The organism is Shinella sp. SUS2 (assembly GCF_001262505.1).
Classification (GTDB): domain Bacteria; phylum Pseudomonadota; class Alphaproteobacteria; order Rhizobiales; family Rhizobiaceae; genus Shinella.
On sequence record NZ_KQ410726.1, the window covers coordinates 140,022 to 157,813 of the forward strand.

The 17,792-nt window shown below is 64.7% G+C and carries 21 protein-coding genes; 15 read left to right on the top strand and 6 right to left on the bottom strand.

Annotation, left to right across the window (positions count from 1 at the left end; translation table 11 throughout):
• Positions 1 to 27: 27 nt before the first annotated feature.
• On the bottom strand, positions 28 to 1,083 hold the full coding sequence (locus AKG11_RS07580; protein WP_050743461.1) for a polysaccharide deacetylase family protein: 1,056 nt from the start codon (positions 1,081 to 1,083) through the stop codon (positions 28 to 30).
• Positions 1,084 to 1,119: 36 nt separating this feature from the next.
• Positions 1,120 to 1,248 (bottom strand): hypothetical protein, encoded by a 129-nt coding sequence (locus AKG11_RS35685; protein ID WP_023512265.1) that lies wholly within the window; start codon positions 1,246 to 1,248, stop codon positions 1,120 to 1,122.
• A gap of 100 nt (positions 1,249 to 1,348) precedes the next feature.
• On the opposite strand from AKG11_RS35685, the gene AKG11_RS07585 reads away from it, so the two are divergent.
• Complete coding sequence (locus AKG11_RS07585; RefSeq protein ID WP_050743462.1) at positions 1,349 to 2,245, top strand: LysR substrate-binding domain-containing protein; 897 nt, start codon at positions 1,349 to 1,351, stop codon at positions 2,243 to 2,245.
• Between the two features lie 29 nt (positions 2,246 to 2,274).
• On the opposite strand, the gene tldD is transcribed toward AKG11_RS07585, so the two are convergent.
• Together tldD and AKG11_RS07595 are read right to left on the bottom strand one after the other, a co-directional pair.
• Complete coding sequence (tldD, locus tag AKG11_RS07590; RefSeq protein ID WP_050743463.1) at positions 2,275 to 3,690, bottom strand: metalloprotease TldD; 1,416 nt, start codon at positions 3,688 to 3,690, stop codon at positions 2,275 to 2,277.
• A gap of 80 nt (positions 3,691 to 3,770) precedes the next feature.
• Positions 3,771 to 4,301: an invasion associated locus B family protein gene (locus AKG11_RS07595; protein ID WP_023512268.1), complete on the bottom strand. Its 531-nt coding sequence runs from the start codon at positions 4,299 to 4,301 to the stop codon at positions 3,771 to 3,773.
• Positions 4,302 to 4,706: 405 nt separating this feature from the next.
• Between AKG11_RS07595 and coxB the strand changes: the two genes are divergently transcribed.
• From coxB to rnhA, 11 genes are all read left to right on the top strand, one after another.
• Complete coding sequence (coxB, locus tag AKG11_RS07600) at positions 4,707 to 5,591, top strand: cytochrome c oxidase subunit II (RefSeq protein WP_023512269.1); 885 nt, start codon at positions 4,707 to 4,709, stop codon at positions 5,589 to 5,591.
• An 18-nt stretch (positions 5,592 to 5,609) separates the two neighbouring features.
• The gene (gene ctaD / locus AKG11_RS07605) at positions 5,610 to 7,277 is read left to right on the top strand and encodes a cytochrome c oxidase subunit I (RefSeq protein WP_023512270.1); all 1,668 of its coding nucleotides are present in this window, start codon (positions 5,610 to 5,612) and stop codon (positions 7,275 to 7,277) included.
• 84 nt (positions 7,278 to 7,361) lie between these two features.
• On the top strand, positions 7,362 to 8,306 hold the full coding sequence (locus AKG11_RS07610) for a heme o synthase (protein WP_023512271.1): 945 nt from the start codon (positions 7,362 to 7,364) through the stop codon (positions 8,304 to 8,306).
• On the top strand, positions 8,306 to 8,446 hold the full coding sequence (locus AKG11_RS34470; RefSeq protein WP_023512272.1) for a hypothetical protein: 141 nt from the start codon (positions 8,306 to 8,308) through the stop codon (positions 8,444 to 8,446). The genes AKG11_RS07610 and AKG11_RS34470 overlap by 1 nt, the downstream gene beginning before the upstream one ends.
• 2 nt (positions 8,447 to 8,448) lie before the next feature.
• Positions 8,449 to 9,054 carry a cytochrome c oxidase assembly protein gene (locus tag AKG11_RS07620; RefSeq protein WP_050743464.1) on the top strand — a complete coding sequence of 202 codons (606 nt, stop codon included), beginning with the start codon at positions 8,449 to 8,451 and terminating at the stop codon, positions 9,052 to 9,054.
• Positions 9,055 to 9,112: 58 nt separating this feature from the next.
• The gene (locus AKG11_RS07625; RefSeq protein ID WP_050743465.1) at positions 9,113 to 9,991 is read left to right on the top strand and encodes a cytochrome c oxidase subunit 3; all 879 of its coding nucleotides are present in this window, start codon (positions 9,113 to 9,115) and stop codon (positions 9,989 to 9,991) included.
• A 239-nt stretch (positions 9,992 to 10,230) separates the two neighbouring features.
• Positions 10,231 to 10,614 carry a DUF983 domain-containing protein gene (locus AKG11_RS07630; protein WP_050743466.1) on the top strand — a complete coding sequence of 128 codons (384 nt, stop codon included), beginning with the start codon at positions 10,231 to 10,233 and terminating at the stop codon, positions 10,612 to 10,614.
• On the top strand, positions 10,583 to 11,371 hold the full coding sequence (locus AKG11_RS07635; protein ID WP_082342366.1) for an SURF1 family protein: 789 nt from the start codon (positions 10,583 to 10,585) through the stop codon (positions 11,369 to 11,371). The genes AKG11_RS07630 and AKG11_RS07635 overlap by 32 nt, the downstream gene beginning before the upstream one ends.
• A 93-nt stretch (positions 11,372 to 11,464) precedes the next feature.
• Positions 11,465 to 12,466 carry a 4-hydroxy-3-methylbut-2-enyl diphosphate reductase gene (ispH, locus tag AKG11_RS07640; RefSeq protein WP_023514564.1) on the top strand — a complete coding sequence of 334 codons (1,002 nt, stop codon included), beginning with the start codon at positions 11,465 to 11,467 and terminating at the stop codon, positions 12,464 to 12,466.
• Positions 12,467 to 12,667: 201 nt separating this feature from the next.
• Positions 12,668 to 13,633, top strand: a complete 966-nt coding sequence (locus AKG11_RS07645; RefSeq protein WP_023512605.1) for a homoserine kinase — start codon at positions 12,668 to 12,670, stop codon at positions 13,631 to 13,633.
• Positions 13,630 to 14,070, top strand: coding sequence for a ribonuclease HI (gene rnhA, locus AKG11_RS07650; RefSeq protein ID WP_023512604.1), 441 nt, complete (start codon positions 13,630 to 13,632; stop codon positions 14,068 to 14,070). Before AKG11_RS07645 ends, rnhA begins: the two co-directional genes overlap by 4 nt.
• 101 nt (positions 14,071 to 14,171) lie before the next feature.
• Here the strand turns inward: rnhA and AKG11_RS07655 are convergent, their stop codons facing one another.
• Both AKG11_RS07655 and AKG11_RS07660 read right to left on the bottom strand, forming a co-directional pair.
• Positions 14,172 to 14,657: a peroxiredoxin gene (locus AKG11_RS07655; RefSeq protein ID WP_023512603.1), complete on the bottom strand. Its 486-nt coding sequence runs from the start codon at positions 14,655 to 14,657 to the stop codon at positions 14,172 to 14,174.
• A 113-nt stretch (positions 14,658 to 14,770) separates the two neighbouring features.
• Positions 14,771 to 15,559, bottom strand: a complete 789-nt coding sequence (locus AKG11_RS07660; protein WP_050743467.1) for a protein-disulfide reductase DsbD domain-containing protein — start codon at positions 15,557 to 15,559, stop codon at positions 14,771 to 14,773.
• A 172-nt stretch (positions 15,560 to 15,731) separates the two neighbouring features.
• Between AKG11_RS07660 and AKG11_RS07665 the strand changes: the two genes are divergently transcribed.
• The 3 genes from AKG11_RS07665 to AKG11_RS07675 all read left to right on the top strand — a co-directional run bounded on the left by AKG11_RS07665 (position 15,732) and on the right by AKG11_RS07675 (position 17,789).
• A complete protein-coding gene (locus AKG11_RS07665) occupies positions 15,732 to 16,337 on the top strand; it encodes a YqgE/AlgH family protein (protein ID WP_023512601.1) in 606 nt (201 codons plus the stop codon).
• A 99-nt stretch (positions 16,338 to 16,436) separates the two neighbouring features.
• Positions 16,437 to 16,616: a CsbD family protein gene (locus tag AKG11_RS07670; protein WP_050743586.1), complete on the top strand. Its 180-nt coding sequence runs from the start codon at positions 16,437 to 16,439 to the stop codon at positions 16,614 to 16,616.
• 117 nt (positions 16,617 to 16,733) lie between these two features.
• Complete coding sequence (locus AKG11_RS07675; RefSeq protein WP_050743468.1) at positions 16,734 to 17,789, top strand: zinc-binding metallopeptidase family protein; 1,056 nt, start codon at positions 16,734 to 16,736, stop codon at positions 17,787 to 17,789.
• The last annotated feature ends 3 nt before the right edge of the window (positions 17,790 to 17,792 follow it).

Genomic DNA, 17,792 nt, shown 5'->3' on the forward strand with positions numbered 1-17,792 from the left:
TATCACGGAGAAGGCGCATGCCCAAGCTCAGCGCCGCATCAGCCGGAAGGGAATGCCTGAAGCCAGTGCCCCGACATATTTGGCTTTCTGGTAGTGCCCGTTCAGCGAGATGCGCGGGAGCGTCGTCGGCGCGTCGAAGGAGCGGGCCGAGATCGTGCCCGGATCCGTCGTGACGGCGACGCGGAAGCCGAGGTCCCTGGCAAGTCGATGCTCGCGGGGCGAGACGGAGGCGCGGCCGCCATAGGGATAGGCGAGCGTGTCCGGCCGGTGGCCGATGATGGCGGCGATGCGCTCGGCCGACTGCTCCATCTCCTGGCGTGCTTCCGCGTCGCCAAGGCGGGCGAGAGCCCGGTGGCTTACGGTATGCGCGCCGATCGAGGCGAGGGGGTTGACGACGAGGCTTTTCAGCTCCGGCTCGCGCATGACGAGCCGTTCGGTGATCATCAGAGGATCGATGCCGTGGGCCCTTGCGGCGGCATCGAGCCGCTCGATTGCCGTAGCCTCATCCATCTCCGCCTGGATGAAATGGGCGAGCCGGACATAGGCGGTCTGCTTCTGGAAGAGGGTTGCGAGCGGCAGGGCGATCGCGCCGGAGCCGAAATCGAACTCCAGATGCGGGGCGACGCGCAAAAGCTCCGTCAGCGTCTCCCACCAGATGCCGTGCGTCTTGCAGGCAAAGCCCGGCGAGACGAAGACGGTGAAGGGCACCTTGTGCCGTGTGAAGACCGGCTGGGCATGAACCGCATTGTTGCGATAGCCGTCGTCCAATGTGAAGGCTGCGAAACGCTCGCCACCGCGTGCGATGGCCAGTCGTGCCGGCATGTCGGCCAGCGCCACGAACTGGTAGCCTTCTTCCGCCAGGTGTTCGATCGCCGCGTCGAGAAAGTCCGGCGTGATCTCCAGATGCGCATTCGGATCGAAGGTCTGCGGCGTCTTCGGCCGCACATGATGCAGCGTGAAGATCGCACCCATGCCGCGCGCGGACGCCATCAGCCCGACGCGCTCGGCCAGATGCGCGAACTCCAGCCCGCCGGTGATCACGGCGCGCCTCAGCCCCTGTCGCATGACGCTGCGAATCGGCATGTCGTCTTCGTCGTCCCTTTTCGTCTCTCGCGGCCGTTATCGCACCCGGTCGGTATCCGAGTGGTTAACAACGGCTTTCCTGTGGCGCGGCGGCGCCGGCCGCCCGGCCTGGAAGGTGAGGATGCGGATCACATCCATGAAGATGCGCGTGATGGGGTCGAACATCGTGGTTCTCCGTGTTTTCTGTCTGCACGGATTGTCCGCCTGCTTGCCCTTTTTGCTCAAACGAGTTTATCGTCGATTTCGGATGACTTGAGGTTATGCGATGAAACGCGGACGGCTGCCGCTCACGGCGCTCAGGAGTTTCGAGGCGGCGGGCCGGCTTGGCAGCTTCACGCTGGCGGCCGAGGAGCTGCTCGTCTCGCAGGCCGCCGTCAGCCGGCAGGTCAAGGAGCTGGAGGCCGAGCTTGGCAAACCGCTCTTCGAGCGCCGTCACCGCAGCGTCCGCCTCACCTCCGCCGGCGAAGCGCTGCTCGACGTCCTGTCGCGCGCCTTCGATGCGATGGATGCAAGCCTGTCGGAGATTCGCGGCCGGCGTGGCGGCGGGCTGCTGGAGATCAGCTCCGAACCCTCCTTCGCGGCGAGCTGGCTCGTGCCGCATCTCGACGATTTCCACGCCGACCATCCCGAGATCGACGTCGTGGTCGAATCCGACATGCGGCTCATCGAGTTTCGCGCGCACGAGCCGGAAATCGCCATCCGGCATGGCATGGACGCCAGAGCCTGGCCGCGCGTTGCAGCCGAGCACCTGGCGGATGTGGAGCTGGTGCCCGTCGTCATGCCCTGCCTGATGGAGGAGGGGGCGCCGCTGCGCACGCCGGCCGACATCCTCGCCTACACGCTGCTGCACGAGGAGAACCGCAGCGCCTGGCAGCGCTGGTTTGCCGCCGCCGGCCTGGCGGATGTGCCGCCCGGGCGCGCGCAGATCTTTACCGAAGGCAATCTCGTCTTGCAGGCGGCGCTGCGCGGCCACGGCGTCGCGCTGGTCGACCGCGCCTTCGCGGCCGAGGACATCGCCGAAGGGCGCCTTGTGCAGCTCTTCGACATATCCATTCACTATGGCGCCTACTGGCTCGTCGCCCGTGACTTCAAGCGCCTCTCCCCGGAAGCGCGCGCCTTCCGGGAATGGCTGTTGCTGCGCTTTGCGGTCTCTGGTTCTTGAAGTCGAGGCTCGGTAGAGCGATTTCGGGATCAGGCCTTGGTGCCGCCGACCGTCACCTGGTCCATGCGCAGATGCGGCTGGCCGACGCCGACCGGGACCCATTGGCCGGCCTTGCCGCAATTGCCGATACCGGTGTCGAGCTTCGTGTCGTTGCCGACCATCGAGACGCGGCGCATGGCGTCCGGCCCGTTGCCGATCAGCATGGCGCCCTTGACGGGGGCCGTCACCTTGCCGTTCTCGATGAGGTAGGCCTCGGTGCAGCCGAAGACGAACTTGCCCGAGGTGATGTCCACCTGTCCGCCGCCGAAGGAGACGGCGTAGAGGCCGTTCTTCACCGAGGCGATGATTTCCTCCGGCGTCCTGTCGCCGGAGAGCATGTAGGTGTTGGTCATGCGCGGCATGGGGCGATAGGCATAACCTTGCCGGCGGCCGTTGCCGGTCGCCTTCATGCCCATCAGGCGAGCGTTCTGCCGGTCCTGCATGTAGCCGACCAGCTTGCCGTCCTCGATCAGCACATTGTAGGCGGACGGCGTGCCCTCGTCGTCGACCGTGATCGAGCCGCGGCGGTCGTCGATCGTGCCGTCGTCGACGACGGTGACGCCCTTGGCCGCGACCTGCTCGCCGAGCAGACCGGCGAAGGCCGACGTCTTCTTGCGGTTGAAGTCGCCTTCCAGCCCGTGGCCGACCGCTTCATGCAGCATGACGCCCGGCCAGCCGGAGGAGAGCACGATGTCCATCGTCCCGGCCGGTGCCTCGACGGCCTCGAGATTGACCAGCGCCTGCCGCAGCGCCTCGTCGGCGCCGAAACGCCAGCTTTCCTCGGTGAGGAATGCGTCGAAGGTGGTGCGACCGCCGACGCCGTAGCTGCCGGTCTCCTGCCGGTCGCCTTCACCGGCGACGACGGAGATGTTGACGCGCGTCATCGGGCGGATGTCGGTAACGCGGTGCCCGTCGGCGCGCAGGATGTTGACGACCTGCCAGCTTGCGGCGATCGAGGCGGTCACCTGCCGCACCTTGGGATCCTTGGCGCGGAGATACGCGTCGATCTCGGTTAGGAGGGCGACCTTCTGCTCGAAGCTTGGTGTGCCGATCGGGTTGTCCGGCGTATAGAGCTGCCGGTTTGTGCCCTGCGGGGCGGCGGCGTAGTCGCCGGAAAAGCCGCGCGTGACGGCGCCTGCAGCGTCGGCCGCGCGCTTCAGCGCCGACAGGGTCATCTCGCCGGAATGCGCATAGCCGACGGCTTCGCCGGCAACGGCGCGGAGGCCGAAACCCTGGTCGGTGTTGAAGCTGCCGCCCTTGAGGCGGCCATTGTCGAAGGAAAGGGATTCGGCCTGGGCGTGTTCGAGGAAGAGCTCGCCGTCGTCGGCGTTCTTCAACGTCTCCTTGAGCACCGCCTGTACGGACGCCTCGTCGGCATCGAAGAGGGAGAGAAGGTCGGTGTTCATGGGAGGCTCCGCAAGCATTGGACTTGGGGCCTCATGTAAGTCCCCGGAAGGCGGGCGGCAAGCCCGCCCGGGGGCGGGGCTTACGGCAGTGCGTCGTAGCCTTCGCCGAAACCCTTGAGATCGACGGGAATGCCGATGCCTTCCTCGGGCGACTGGAAGACGATGAAGGTTGCCGTCGCGCCGGAGCGGAAGGTCTTCAGGAGTTCGTCCTCGAGCACGACCTCGGCATAGCAGCCGTCCGAGAAGCAACGCACGAAATAGGCGCGGCCGATATCCTTGCCGTCGACATTGAGGCCGAGCCCGTTCGGCAGGAGCACGCCGAGCGGCGCGAGCACGCGAAGGATCTTCGCCTTGCGGTCGGCGGTCTTCAGCACGACGACGGACAGGCCGAGCTCGGGCCGGTCCTCGGCGAGCACGTTCTGCATCAGCGCGCACTGTTCGCCGGAGGCGCCGGCCGGCTGGTCGCAGACGATCGACCAGGCGCCGTGGTTCGACTTCACCGTGCCGGGCTGCTGGGCTGCCGAAAGGGAAGGAAGCGCGAGAGCGCCGAACCCGAGCGCGGCAAGGCCAAGTGCCGTGCGGGACAGCCGGGAAAGGGGAGCAAAACCCATGAAAACCTCGGAATCTCGAATCAGTCGGGCTATCTTTGAAGGGGCAGGGGTGAAATGAAAAGCCCCGGGCGCTCATTTCCAATTGATTGAAGGCGGAAATTGGACCGGTTCTCCACTCATTATAATAGGGGCCTTGCCCGGGGCCGAACCGCCGGTGCGGGCGGTGGATGAGGGGAAGCAAGGGGGCTTTGCGCAGGATCGCCGCGGCCAAACCTTTCATGCTATAGGGAATTATGAAGAAACTGTGGGGAGCGGGCCCATGCTTTTGCTTTTGCGCAAAAATGCCGCACGGGGTGTCCCCCATGGCTGTTGCGGCGAGCATGAAACTGTGGTTTTAAGCACTCAGTATAGCAGGGATTCTGCGCGTCTGTTTGATCCCGATCAAACGCCTTGGGGAGATACGTTGTGAAAAACAAAGCTTTTGCAGTTCTGGCCGCGATCGGCTGTCTGCTCTTTGCTTCGACCGCCTTCGCTGATCAGCCGTTCGACTGGCAGAAGGGCCTTCAGCCCGCCGCGACCTCGATCATGGAAGAGATCCGCTGGTTCGAGCAGTACACTCTGTGGTTCATCGTCCCGATCACCCTGTTCGTTCTCGTCCTGCTCATCGTCGTCGTCGTGAAGTTCCGCGAGAGCAAGAACCCGGTTCCGTCCAAGACCAGCCACAACACGGCGATCGAAGTCGTCTGGACGCTCGGCCCGGTCATCGTTCTCCTGTTCCTCGCCGTTCCGTCCTTCCAGCTTCTGACCAGGCAGCTCGCCCCGACGGAAGAGCCGGAGCTGACGATCAAGGCCACCGGTTACCAGTGGTACTGGGGTTATGAGTATCAGGTCGGCGAGAGCCCGCTCTCCTTCGACAGCATCCTGCTGCAGGACGGCGATCGCGCTGCTGCCGGCAAGGAAGACAGGGGCGTCTATCCGCGCCTTCTGGCTGTCGACAACGAAGTCGTCGTCCCCGTCGGCAAGCATGTCCGTCTCCTCGTCACCGCTGCCGACGTGATCCACGCCTTCGCGATGCCCTCCTTCGGCGTGAAGATCGATGCCGTCCCGGGCCGCCTCAACGAAACCTGGTTCAAGGCCGACCGTGAAGGCCTGTTCTACGGCCAGTGTTCCGAGCTGTGCGGCAAGGACCACGCGTTCATGCCGATCGCCATCCGCGTCGTCTCGCAGGAGAAGTACGATACGTGGCTCGCAGCCGCCGCGACGAACCTCGGCGATGCAAACAAAGCCCTGATGGCGTCGGTCGACGGTGCGGCAAAGTCCGTCAACGTTGCCGCAAACGCCGCGCAGTAATTCCAAGGGAGAGAGACCATGGCCGGAACATCCGCTGCCCACGGCGATCACCACGATCACCACGAACACAAGCCGCTCACATTCTTCCAGCGTTGGTTCCTGTCGACCAACCACAAGGACATCGGCACCCTCTACCTGATCTTCGCGATCTGTGCGGGCATCATCGGCGGCACGCTGTCGGTGGTGATGCGCATGGAGCTGCAGGAGCCGGGCATCCAGATCTTCCACGGTCTTGCCTCGATGGTCTACGGTTTCGAGGGCGATGCTGCCATCGACGGCGGCAAGCACATGTTCAACGTCTTCACGACGGCGCATGCGCTCATCATGATCTTCTTCATGGTTATGCCCGCGCTCATCGGCGGTTTTGCCAACTGGATGGTGCCGATCATGATCGGCGCGCCGGATATGGCCTTCCCGCGCATGAACAACATCTCGTTCTGGCTGATCATTCCGGCCTTCCTGCTCGTCCTGCTCTCGATGTTCGTCGAAGGCCCGGCGGGCGGCTACGGCGCGGGCGGCGGCTGGACGATCTATCCGCCGTTCTCGACGTCGGGTCAGCCGGGTCCTGCCATGGACTTCGTGATCCTCGGCCTGCACATCGCCGGCGCCTCCTCGATCCTCGGCGCGATCAACTTCATCACGACGATCCTCAACATGCGCGCTCCGGGCATGACGCTGCACAAGATGCCGCTCTTCGCCTGGTCGGTGCTGATCACCGCCTTCCTGCTCTTGCTCTCGCTGCCGGTTCTGGCAGGCGGCATCACCATGCTGCTGACGGACCGCAACTTCGGCACAGCCTTCTTCGCGCCGGAAAACGGTGGTGACCCGATCCTCTTCCAGCACCTGTTCTGGTTCTTCGGTCACCCGGAAGTGTACATCCTGATCCTGCCCGGTTTCGGCATCGTCAGCCACATCGTCTCGACCTTCTCGCGCAAGCCGATCTTCGGTTACCTCGGCATGGCCTACGCCATGGTCGCGATCGGCGCCGTCGGCTTCATCGTGTGGGCGCACCACATGTACACGGTCGGCATGTCGCTCCAGACCCAGCGCTACTTCGTCTTCGCCACGATGGTCATCGCGGTTCCGACGGGCGTGAAGATCTTCTCGTGGATCGCGACGATGTGGGGTGGTTCGATCCGCTTCACGACGCCGATGATCTGGGCGATCGGCTTCATCTTCCTGTTCACCGTCGGCGGCGTTACGGGCGTTCAGCTCGCCAATGCCGGCCTCGACCGCGCCATGCACGACACCTACTACGTGGTCGCCCACTTCCACTACGTTCTGTCGCTCGGCGCCGTCTTCGCGATCTTCGCTGCCTGGTACTACTGGTTCCCGAAGATGACCGGCTACATGTACTCGGAATTCCTCGGCAAGCTGCACTTCTGGGTTATGTTCGTCGGCGTGAACCTGATCTTCTTCCCGCAGCACTTCCTCGGCCTTGCCGGTATGCCGCGCCGCTACATCGATTACCCGGACGCCTTTGCCGGCTGGAACGCGGTGTCGTCCTACGGTTCGTACATCTCGGCCTTCGCCGTCCTGATCTTCCTCTTCGGCGTCTTTGAAGCCTTCGCCAAGAAGCGCGTCGCCGGCGACAACCCGTGGGGTGAAGGTGCGAACACGCTGGAATGGCAGCTCTCTTCGCCGCCGCCGTTCCACCAGTGGGAACAGCTTCCGAAGGTCAAGTAAGACCCTTGAGATCGGAGCCGCCGGAAACGGCGGCTCCGCCAGTAGAAAAGGCCGAATGAATCGGCCGAACGCGACGGAAAGAACATGGCGGTCATCGAGCATCACGAAACGGTTCCGGGCGGCGGCGAGGTCTACCTCTCCGAAGCGTCGCCGCGTGATTTCTTCGAGCTCCTGAAGCCGCGGGTCATGTCGCTCGTCGTCTTCACGGCCTTCGCCGGCCTCATTCTTGCTCCGGGCGAGATCAACCCGTTCATCGCCGCCATCGCGATCCTCTGTATCGCCGTGGGCGCGGGAGCATCCGGCGCCCTCAACATGTGGTACGACGCCGACATCGATGCGGTCATGACCCGCACCGCCAAGCGTCCCATTCCCTCCGGCCGCATCCGCCCGGAAGAAGCGCTCGCCTTCGGCCTGACGCTCTCCGCCTTCTCGGTCGCGATCCTCGGCCTTGCGGTCAACTGGCTTTCGGCCGGTCTGCTTGCCTTCACCATCTTCTTCTACGCCGTCATCTACACGATGTGGCTCAAGCGCTCGACGCCGCAGAACATCGTCATCGGTGGCGCGGCCGGCGCCTTTCCGCCGATGATCGGCTGGGCCTGCGTCACCGGCGGCGTTTCCATCGAGAGCGTCGTGCTCTTCCTCATCACCTTCCTGTGGACCCCGGCGCATTTCTGGGCGCTCGCTCTGTTCAAGATGCGCGACTACGGCGCCGTCGGCGTGCCGATGCTGCCGAATGTCGCCGGTGAGCGGACCACCAAGGTGCAGATCCTCATCTATGCGGTGCTGACCGCCGTGATCGCCGTCGTGCCGACCCTTCTCGGGTTCGCCAGCCTCGGCTACGGTCTCTTTGCCGCAGCCCTCGGCCTCGGCTTCGTGTGGTACTCTGTCGGCGTGTTGCGCATGCCGGAGGGCGACGTCGCGATGGTGCCGGCCAAGAAGCTCTTCGCCTTCTCCATCGTCTATCTGTTCGCGGTCTTCTCCGGCCTGATGGTCGACCACATGATCGCGTCATTCGGATGGGTGCTGTAATGGAAACGGTAAATCTCACGGAAAATCAGAAGAAGGCGCGCCGCGGCCGCAACATCGCGCTCGGCGCGGTGCTTCTGGGCCTCGTCGTGCTGTTCTACATCGTCACGCTCGTGAAGTTCTCCGGCGGAATGGCGGGCTGACGATGAGCGAGATGCAAAAGACCGAAAAGAGCAGGATGGGAAATGGCACGATCGTCGCCATATGCTGCTCCTTCGTCATCGGTATGGTCGGCATGGCCTATGCGGCCGTGCCGCTCTACGAGATGTTCTGCAAGGTGACGGGGTACGGCGGCACGACGCAGCGCGTCGAGCAGGCCTCCGACATCATCCTCGACAAGACGATCAAGGTGCGCTTCGACGCCAATGTCGGCCCGGGCCTTGCCTGGAGCTTCGAGCCGGTGCAGCGCGAGGTCGAGCTGAAGATCGGCGAGACCGTGCAGATCATGTACAAGGCGCGCAATCTCGCCTCCACACCGACGACCGGCCAGGCGACGTTCAACGTCACGCCGCAGGCGGCCGGCGCCTATTTCAACAAGGTCCAGTGCTTCTGCTTCACCGAAACGACGCTGAAGCCCGGCGAGGAACTGATCATGCCCGTCGTCTTCTTCGTCGATCCCGCGATCGTCGAGCCGGTCGAGACGAAGGGCATCCACACGCTCACGCTGTCCTATACCTTCTATCCGCATGAGGCGTCGAAGCCGGTGGCTTCGGCTGCGGAGGTGAAGGCGGACGACGCGAACAAGCTTTGAATACCAAGCGTTTCCGGCTATGCCGGGAACGGAACGCGATACATTGGGGATAAGTCAGATGGCCGATGCGCATCAGAAGAAACACGACTACCACATCATCGACCCCAGCCCGTGGCCGCTGCTTGCCTCCATCGGCGCCTTCGTCCTGGCGCTCGGCGGCATCGGCTACATGCGCTACCTGTCGGGCGGTACCTTCCACCTGTTCGGCCTGAACCTGGCCAATCCGTGGATCTTCTACATCGGCCTGCTGATCACGCTCTACACCATGTACGCCTGGTGGGCGGACACGGTGAAGGAAGCGCATGAGGGCCACCATACCCGCGTCGTCTCGCTGCACCTGCGCTACGGCATGATCATGTTCATCGCCTCCGAGGTGATGTTCTTCGTCGCCTGGTTCTGGGCCTTCTTCGATGCCAGCCTTTTCCCGGCCGAAGCCATCCAGGCCGCGCGCGTCGAGCACACCGGTGGCGTCTGGCCGCCGAAGGGCATCGAGGTTCTCGACCCCTGGCACCTGCCGCTCTACAACACCGTCATCCTGCTGCTTTCGGGCACCTGCGTGACCTGGGCGCACCATGCGCTGCTGCACAACGACCGCAAGGGCCTCATCAACGGCCTCGCCCTGACGGTCGTCCTCGGCGTGCTGTTCTCCTTCGTCCAGGGCTATGAGTATGCCCACGCACCGTTCGCCTTCAAGGAATCCATCTACGGCGCGACCTTCTTCATGGCGACCGGTTTCCACGGCTTCCACGTTCTGGTCGGCACGATCTTCCTGATCGTCTGCCTCATCCGCGCCATGCGCGGCGACTTCACTCCGAAGCAGCATTTCGGCTTCGAGGCGGCCGCCTGGTACTGGCACTTCGTCGACGTCGTCTGGCTCTTCCTGTTCTTCTCCATCTACATCTGGGGTGGCTGGGGCGCGCCGATCGCGCACATGTAAGCGAGCCTTGCTCGATTTGTCGAAACGGCCGCAGCGATGCGGCCGTTTCCCGTTTCGGGCCCCTTTGTCGCGGCCTTTCGGTTGGACGGGCGGCGGGCAGGACGGTATAGGAGCATATGCGCCGCTTTGGCCCCTCATCCCCCTGCGGGGAGAGGATGCCGGCAGGCAGGTGATGGGCCTTGCCGCCTGAAGCAAGAGCCCGCGGCAGCCCACCCGGGCGTGAACATACGGATACGAGCATGGACGAGGACAAGGCACTTTATCCCCCCGTCGACCCTTTCAGCACCGGGCTGCGTGGCTGTTGCCCACGCTGTGGCCAGGGCAAGCTGTTCGACGGCCTGCTCAAGGTGAAGCCGTCCTGCACAAGCTGCGGGCTCGACTATTCCTTCGCCGATTCGGGCGATGGCCCGGTCGTCTTCGTGCTGCTCATCGTCGGCTTCATCGTCGTCGGTGCAGCGCTGTGGATGGAGGTCAACGTCAATCCGCCGCTCTGGGTGCATTTCCTTCTGTGGATCCCGCTCGTCATCATTCTCGGCCTCGGGCTGACGCGCGTGCTCAAGGGCCTGCTGATCACGCTGCAATACCGCAACAATGCCCGGCCGGGCGAGATCGACCGTGGCTGAGGTCCCGGCCGGCGCGATGCCGCGAAAGAGCAGGGGCGTGGCGATCCTCATGGGAACCGCCTTCGTCGTCGCTCTCGCCATCCTCCTGTCGCTCGGCACCTGGCAGCTGCAGCGCCTCTACTGGAAGGAGCAGCTTCTTTCCGACATGGCGGCGCGCCGCAACGCCGCGCCGGTGTCGTTGGCCGATATCGAGGTGATGGCGGCGCGGGGCGAGGATATCGAATACAGCCCCGTGACTGTCTCGGGCGTTTTCGCCAACAACAAGGAGCGGCACTTCTTTGCCACCTGGCGCGGCCAGACCGGCTATCACGTCTATACGCCGCTCCAGCTGGCCGACGGGCGCTTCCTCTTCGTCAACCGGGGCTTTACACCCTTCGAGGCGAAGGAGCCGGAAATGCGCAAGCAGGGCCAGCTCACTGGCCTGCAGAGCGTGACCGGTCTTGCCCGTGCCCGCCTTGCCGAAAAACCGTCCTCCATCGTGCCAGACAACGACCTGTCGAAGAACATCTTCTACTGGAAGGACCTCGACGCGATGGCGGCGACGACCGGTATTCCCGCAGACAGGCTCGTGCCTTTCTTCGTCGATGCCGGGGATGCGCCGAACCCCAAGGGGCTGCCGATCGGCGCCGTTACCCAGTTCGACCTGCCCAACAACCATCTGCAATATGCCGTCACCTGGTATGGCCTGGCGGCCGCACTGGTCGGCGTCGGCCTCTTTGCCGTGCTGCGGCGGAGGACCGCTCGTCCAGGGGCCTGAATGCGGGCGATCAAGTTGTTTTTTCTTGGCGCGGCGGCGCTTGCCGGCCTATATGGGGCGCAAGGCCCCGACCATTGCCGGATACAGTGAAGCATGATTGATACCCGACCGGACTTGACCATCAGGCTGTGTGGCCCGCGCGGCTTCTGCGCCGGCGTCGATCGCGCCATCCAGATCGTCGTGCTGGCGCTGAAGGCCTATGGTGCGCCGGTCTATGTGCGCCACGAGATCGTGCACAACCGCTATGTCGTCGAGGGGCTGGAGGCCAAGGGCGCGATCTTCGTCGAAGAGCTCGACGAGATCCCGGAAGAGCACCGCCAGCAGCCTGTCGTCTTTTCCGCCCATGGCGTGCCGAAATCCGTGCCCGCCGATGCCGAGGCGCGCAATCTCTTCTATCTCGATGCGACCTGCCCGCTCGTCTCCAAGGTCCACAAGCAGGCGATGCGCCACCAGCGCCTTGGCCGCCACGTCGTTCTGATCGGCCATGCCGGGCATCCCGAGGTGATCGGCACCATGGGCCAGCTGCCGGAAGGCTCCGTCTCGCTGGTCGAGACCGTCGAGGACGCGGACAGATACGTTCCGCCGGACGAAAACAATCTCGGCTTCGTCACCCAGACGACGCTCTCGGTGGACGACACGGCCGGCGTCATCAAGCGCCTGCACGAGCGCTTCCCGAACCTGACGGCCCCGGCCGCCGATTCCATCTGCTACGCCACCACCAACCGGCAGGAAGCGGTCAAGCAGGCGGCGCCGGGCTGCGATCTCTTCCTCGTCGTCGGCGCGCCGAACTCCTCCAATTCCAAGCGCCTCGTCGAAGTGGCGCTGCGGGCCGGGGCGACGAAATCCGTGCTCGTGCAGCGCGCCGCCGAGATCGACTGGGAAACCATCGGCGATATCAGGACCGTCGGTCTCTCGGCCGGCGCATCGGCGCCCGAGGTCATCGTCAACGAGATCATCGAGGCTTTCCGCGCGCGCTACAACGCCGTCGTGGAGCTTGCCGACACGGTCGAGGAAAACGAGCACTTCCTCGTCAACCGCGAGCTTCGCACCATCGAACTCACCTCCGCCGACATGGCCTTCGTCAATGGGGAATAAAATCTTGCAGGCCCTGCCGTCTATTGCCCCTCATCCCCCTGCCGGGACCTTCTCCCCGCAAGCGGGGCGAAGGAGCAGAGCGGTGCGCCCATCGCTCCTCGCCCCGCTTGCGGGGAGAGGATGCCGGCAGGCAGGTGAGGGGCGGCCGTCCATGCCATCCCGTCCCGTCGATCCTACCACCCCGCAAGCCTGAGACCCGCCGTGGCCGTTTATACCGATATCACCGAAGACGATCTCGCCCGCTTCCTCACTGCCTATGACGCGGGCACGCTGCTGTCCTACAAGGGCATTGCCGAGGGCGTGGAGAATTCCAATTTCCTGCTGCACACGACGGCAGGCGCCTTCATCCTGACGCTCTACGAGAAGCGCGTCGACCGAAACGACCTGCCGTTCTTCCTCGGTCTGATGCATCACCTGGCCGAGCGGGGTCTTTCCTGCCCGCTGCCACTGCCGCGCAACGACGGCGCGCTGCTTGGCGAGCTTTCGGGCCGCCCTGCCGCGATGATCTCCTTCCTCGAGGGCATGTGGCTGCGCAAGCCTGCGGCGAAACATTGCCGCGAGGTCGGCCGCGCGCTGGCCGAAATGCATCTGGCCGGCGAAGGGTTCGACATCACCCGCGCCAACGCGCTCTCCGTCGGTGGCTGGCGGCCACTGTGGGAAAAGTCGGCGGACCGCGCCGACGAGGTGGAGACCGGCCTGCAGGATGAGATCGCCGGCGAACTCGCCTTCCTGGAGACGAACTGGCCGAAGGGCCTGCCGTCGGGCGTCATCCATGCCGATCTCTTCCAGGACAATGTGTTCTTCATCGGCGACGCCCTGTCGGGTCTCATCGATTTCTATTTCGCCTGCAACGACCTGCTCGCCTACGACGTCTCCATCTGCCTCAACGCGTGGTGCTTCGAGAAGGACGGTGCGTTCAACCTGACCAAGGGCATGGCGCTGCTTGAAGGCTACGAAAGCGTGCGCCCGCTTTCGCAGGAGGAGGCCGCGGCCCTGCCGCTGCTGGCGCGCGGCTCGGCGCTGCGCTTCTTCCTGACGCGGCTCTACGACTGGCTGATGACGCCGCCCGGCGCGCTTGTCGTCAAGAAGGATCCGCTGGAATATCTGCGCAAGCTGCGCTTCCACCGCCAGATCCAAAACCCTGCGGAATACGGTCTGTCGCGATGAAGCATGTCGATATTTTCACGGATGGCGCCTGCTCGGGCAATCCCGGCCCCGGCGGCTGGGGCGCAGTGCTGCGTTACGGTACGGTCGAGAAGGACCTGTGCGGCGGCGAGGCCGAGACCACCAACAACCGCATGGAGCTGACGGCGGCGATGAGTGCGCTTGCCGCGCTCAAGACGCCCTGCGAGGTCGATCTCTACACGGATTCGAAATACGTCATGGACGGCATTTCGAAATGGATCTTCGGTTGGAAGAAGAACGGCTGGAAGACCGCCGACAAGAAGCCCGTGAAGAACGGCGACCTCTGGCAGGCGCTGGATGCCGAACGCCTGCGCCACAAGGTGGAATGGCACTGGGTCAAGGGCCATGCCGGCCACCCGGAAAACGAACGTGCCGACGAGCTCGCCCGCAAGGGCATGGCGCCGTTCAAGAAGGGGTAGGGCGCTCAGGCTGATTGCCGCTCATTCCCCTGCCGGGACCTTCTCCCCGCGCGCGGGGAGAAGGGGCGGTAGCCGGATGAGGGGCCTAGCCCCCTTTGATCTCAAAGCTGCTCGATCATCGCCGCCGCGCCGGAAACGGTCGCCTGGCCGGGGCTTTCCTCGATGTTCAGCGCCTTCACCACGCCGTCCTCGACCAGCATGGAATAGCGCTTGGAGCGCACGCCGAGCGTGCCGGCGGAGAGATCGATGTCCATGCCGAGCGCTTTGGTGAAGCCGGCATCCCAGTCGGCGAGGAAGCGCAGCTTGCCGGCGCCGCCCGTGGAGGTCGCCCAGGCGCCCATCACATGGTGGTCGTTGACTGCGACGACGGCGATGTCGTCCACGCCCTTGGCGAGGATCGCGTCGCGGTTTTCGAGATAGCCCGGAAGATGGTTCAGCGAGCAGGTCGGCGTGAAGGCACCCGGCACGGCAAAGAGCACGACGCGCTTGCCCGCGAAAAGGTCTGCGGTCGAGATGTCGGCGGGACCGTCCGGCGTGCGCTCCTTGATCTTGAGCTCGGGCAGCTTGTCTCCAACGGAAATGGTCACGGCTTCTCTCCTGTCTGATAGGGAATGGCGAAGGCCGGAAGGGGCCTGCCGGCGGCACTATAAGCAGCGCCGGCAAAAGTGCGAAGCGGTTTTCCGCCCGAAACGCCGCGGGTTCACTCGACGGCGAGCGGGGCTTCCATCGTCTTCTCGCCGGAGCGGAGCGTCAGCTGGATCGGGTTCTTCGCAAGGTCGAACACCTTCGGCCGGTGCAGCACCGGAATGTCGGCGACGAAGGCATTGCCGTCCCGCCGCACGGGGCCGGCCGCGCCGAATTCGAACGGGGCGCCCGAGAGGAAGACATCCGCGGGTGCCGCGTCCGCCGGTGCCTCGAAACGCACGGAAATCGTCTTGCCGTCCGCCGACCATTGGCCGTCGAGTGGCCGGAAGCCGTCGCCCGCCATCCCGGGAAGGGTCGCCTCGGCGGCGGCGATCGCCGTCTCCTCCAGCGGGTTGGTGAAGCCGTCGCCGCCCGGCTCGACTGTCAGCTCGGCCTGCACGGGGATACAGATATCCTTGCACACGCCGAGGAAAACCGTGGCGGTGACAGTGCCGCGTGCCGCCGTAGCGAGCTTCATCGGCAGGCGCACCGGCGCGTCATAGCCGATATAGTGGTTCGCCTCGTCGCCGAGCCGGCGCGGCGCAGGAAAGCCGATCGAGGTCAGCGTTGCGCCGGAGACGGTGATGGACGGCGGAATGCCGCTGCCGCCGGGGTCGCGCCAGTAGGTCTTCCAGCCGTCATGCAGGCGGATGTCCAGCATGGCGCGCGCCGAACCGTCGGTTTCCGCCGGAAGCACCACGAGGCGCACGTCGCCGCCCGGCGTCTCCACCCAGGGCGAGGTTGCCGCCGAGGCGGCGGAGGACAGGAAAAGCAGCGCGATTGCAGCAGTTTGCAGGCGTTTCATGGGTCAACATCTAGCGCTGCGGCGGAATGCTTTCCAGCAACAAAAATGCACGGACCGATCATAAAAGCTTGATCGCCTGCCGGGACACCATACCTTTCTTGCAGGGCTGGCGTTCCGCGCCGGCGAAAAGAACGCTTTTCATTTGATGGCGAATTGGTAGGCTACATCCATTATGGCTATGTCGGTTCTGAAAAACAGGCGAGAACGCGGCTTCCTTGACGGTCAGTTCCTGATCGCCATGCCGGGCATGGCCGACGCCAATTTTACCCGCACCGTCGTCTATATCTGCGCCCATTCGGACGATGGCGCCATGGGCTTCGTCATCAACCGCCCGCAGCAGCTGAACTTCTCCGATGTGCTGCTGCATCTCGACCTGCTCGGCGAGGACGAGGTGATCCGCCTGCCCGGCGCGACGCTGGATTTTCCCATCCGCTGCGGCGGGCCGGTGGAGAGCGGGCGCGGTTTCGTGCTGCATTCGGACGACTACATGTCCGAATCCTCCATTCCCGTCAGCGACGACATCTGCCTCACGGCGACGCTGGATATCGTGCGTGCCATTTCCCGCGGCCGCGGGCCGGAGAAGGGCCTGATGATGCTCGGCTATGCCGGCTGGGGCGCAGGCCAGATCGAAAACGAGATCGGCGCCAATGGCTGGCTGTCCTGCCCGGCCCAGGAGGAGCTGATCTTCGACACCAATCTTGACAGCAAATACGAGCGGGCGCTCGCCCTGATGGGCATCTCGCCCGCCATGCTCTCCGCCGAGGCCGGCCACGCCTGAGCGGCGCGGCAAATTTTCTCCAATGCTGCCGGAACCTGTCGCAACGCCTGCCGTTTATGGAGCGCGTCAACAATTGCGCCTCTAACAAGGAGTACGATGGTGGGTAGCACGAGCGACAAGATTAAAGGCACGGCCAACGAGTTGGCCGGCAAGGCAAAGCAGGCCGCAGGCAGCCCGAAACTGCGCGTTGAAGGCGCCGTCCAGGAAGCCAAGGGCAAGACCCAGAAAGCGGTCGGCAAGGCCAAGGATGCAGTCAAGGGCGCCGTCGATCGCCTCTGACCGACGACTTGCGGGACGGCGCGCCGCGTCATCCCGCCACCGCAAAGCCTAAATACCCGTATCGCCAACGGCCGATGCGGGTATTTTGTCGAAGGGCCATCGCCGGATCGAGGCATCATGAAACTTTTCACCTGCGCGACATGCGGCCAGACCACCTATTTCGACAACCGCGTCTGCGTGCGTTGCGGCTCCACGCTCGGGTTTCTTGCCGAGGACATGACATTGCATGCCCTGGTGCCGGAGGGCGAGGGGTTCTGGAAGATCGCGCCGGGCGAGGGCGTCTACCGCTTCTGCGACAACGCCGCGCAGGATGTCTGCAACTGGTTGCTGCCGGCCGACAGCGCGCACGCCTTCTGCGAGGCCTGCCGCCACAACCGCATCGTGCCCACCACGGACCCGAAGGGGCTGGAGCGCTGGCGGCGTATCGGCGCAGCCCAGCGCCATCTCTTCTATTCCATCCTGCGCTGGAAGCTGCCGCACCCGACGCGCGAGGACGACCCTGCCGGCGGCCTCGTCTTCGATTTTCTGGCCGACGAGCTGGATGCCGGCGGCAATGTCGTCCAGGCCGCCATGACCGGTCACGAGGACGGCCTCGTCAGTCTGCGCGCGGCCGAGGCCGACGATGAGGTGCGCGAGGGCGTGCGCGTGTCGATGGACGAACCTTACCGCACGCTGCTTGGCCATTTCCGCCATGAGATCGGCCACTTCTACTGGACCCGGCTCATCCGCGAGGAGGCGACGCTGGAAGAGGCCCGCCGCCTCTTCGGCGACGAGCGCGCGGACTACGCCGCCGCCCTCCGGCGCAACTACGAACAGGGGCCGCCCGCCGACTGGCCGCAACATTTCATCAGCGCCTATGCCAGCTGCCACCCGGCGGAGGATTTCGCCGAGTGCTGGGCACATTTCTTCCACATCGTCGATACGCTGGAAACCGCCCGCGCCTTCGGCCTCAACACCGATCCGAAGGGCCACGAGGAGCTGGAGGCCGAGGTCACCTTCGATCCCTACCGTGCCCCCGATGCCGGTCGCCTCGTCGAAGCCTGGATCCCGCTCAGCGTCGCCATGAACGCCATCCAGCGTTCGATGGGCCAGCCCGACAGCTACCCCTTCGTCCTGCCGCCACCGGTCGTGCAGAAGCTGGATTTCATCAACAGGCTGGTGAGGCGTTCGTAGCGG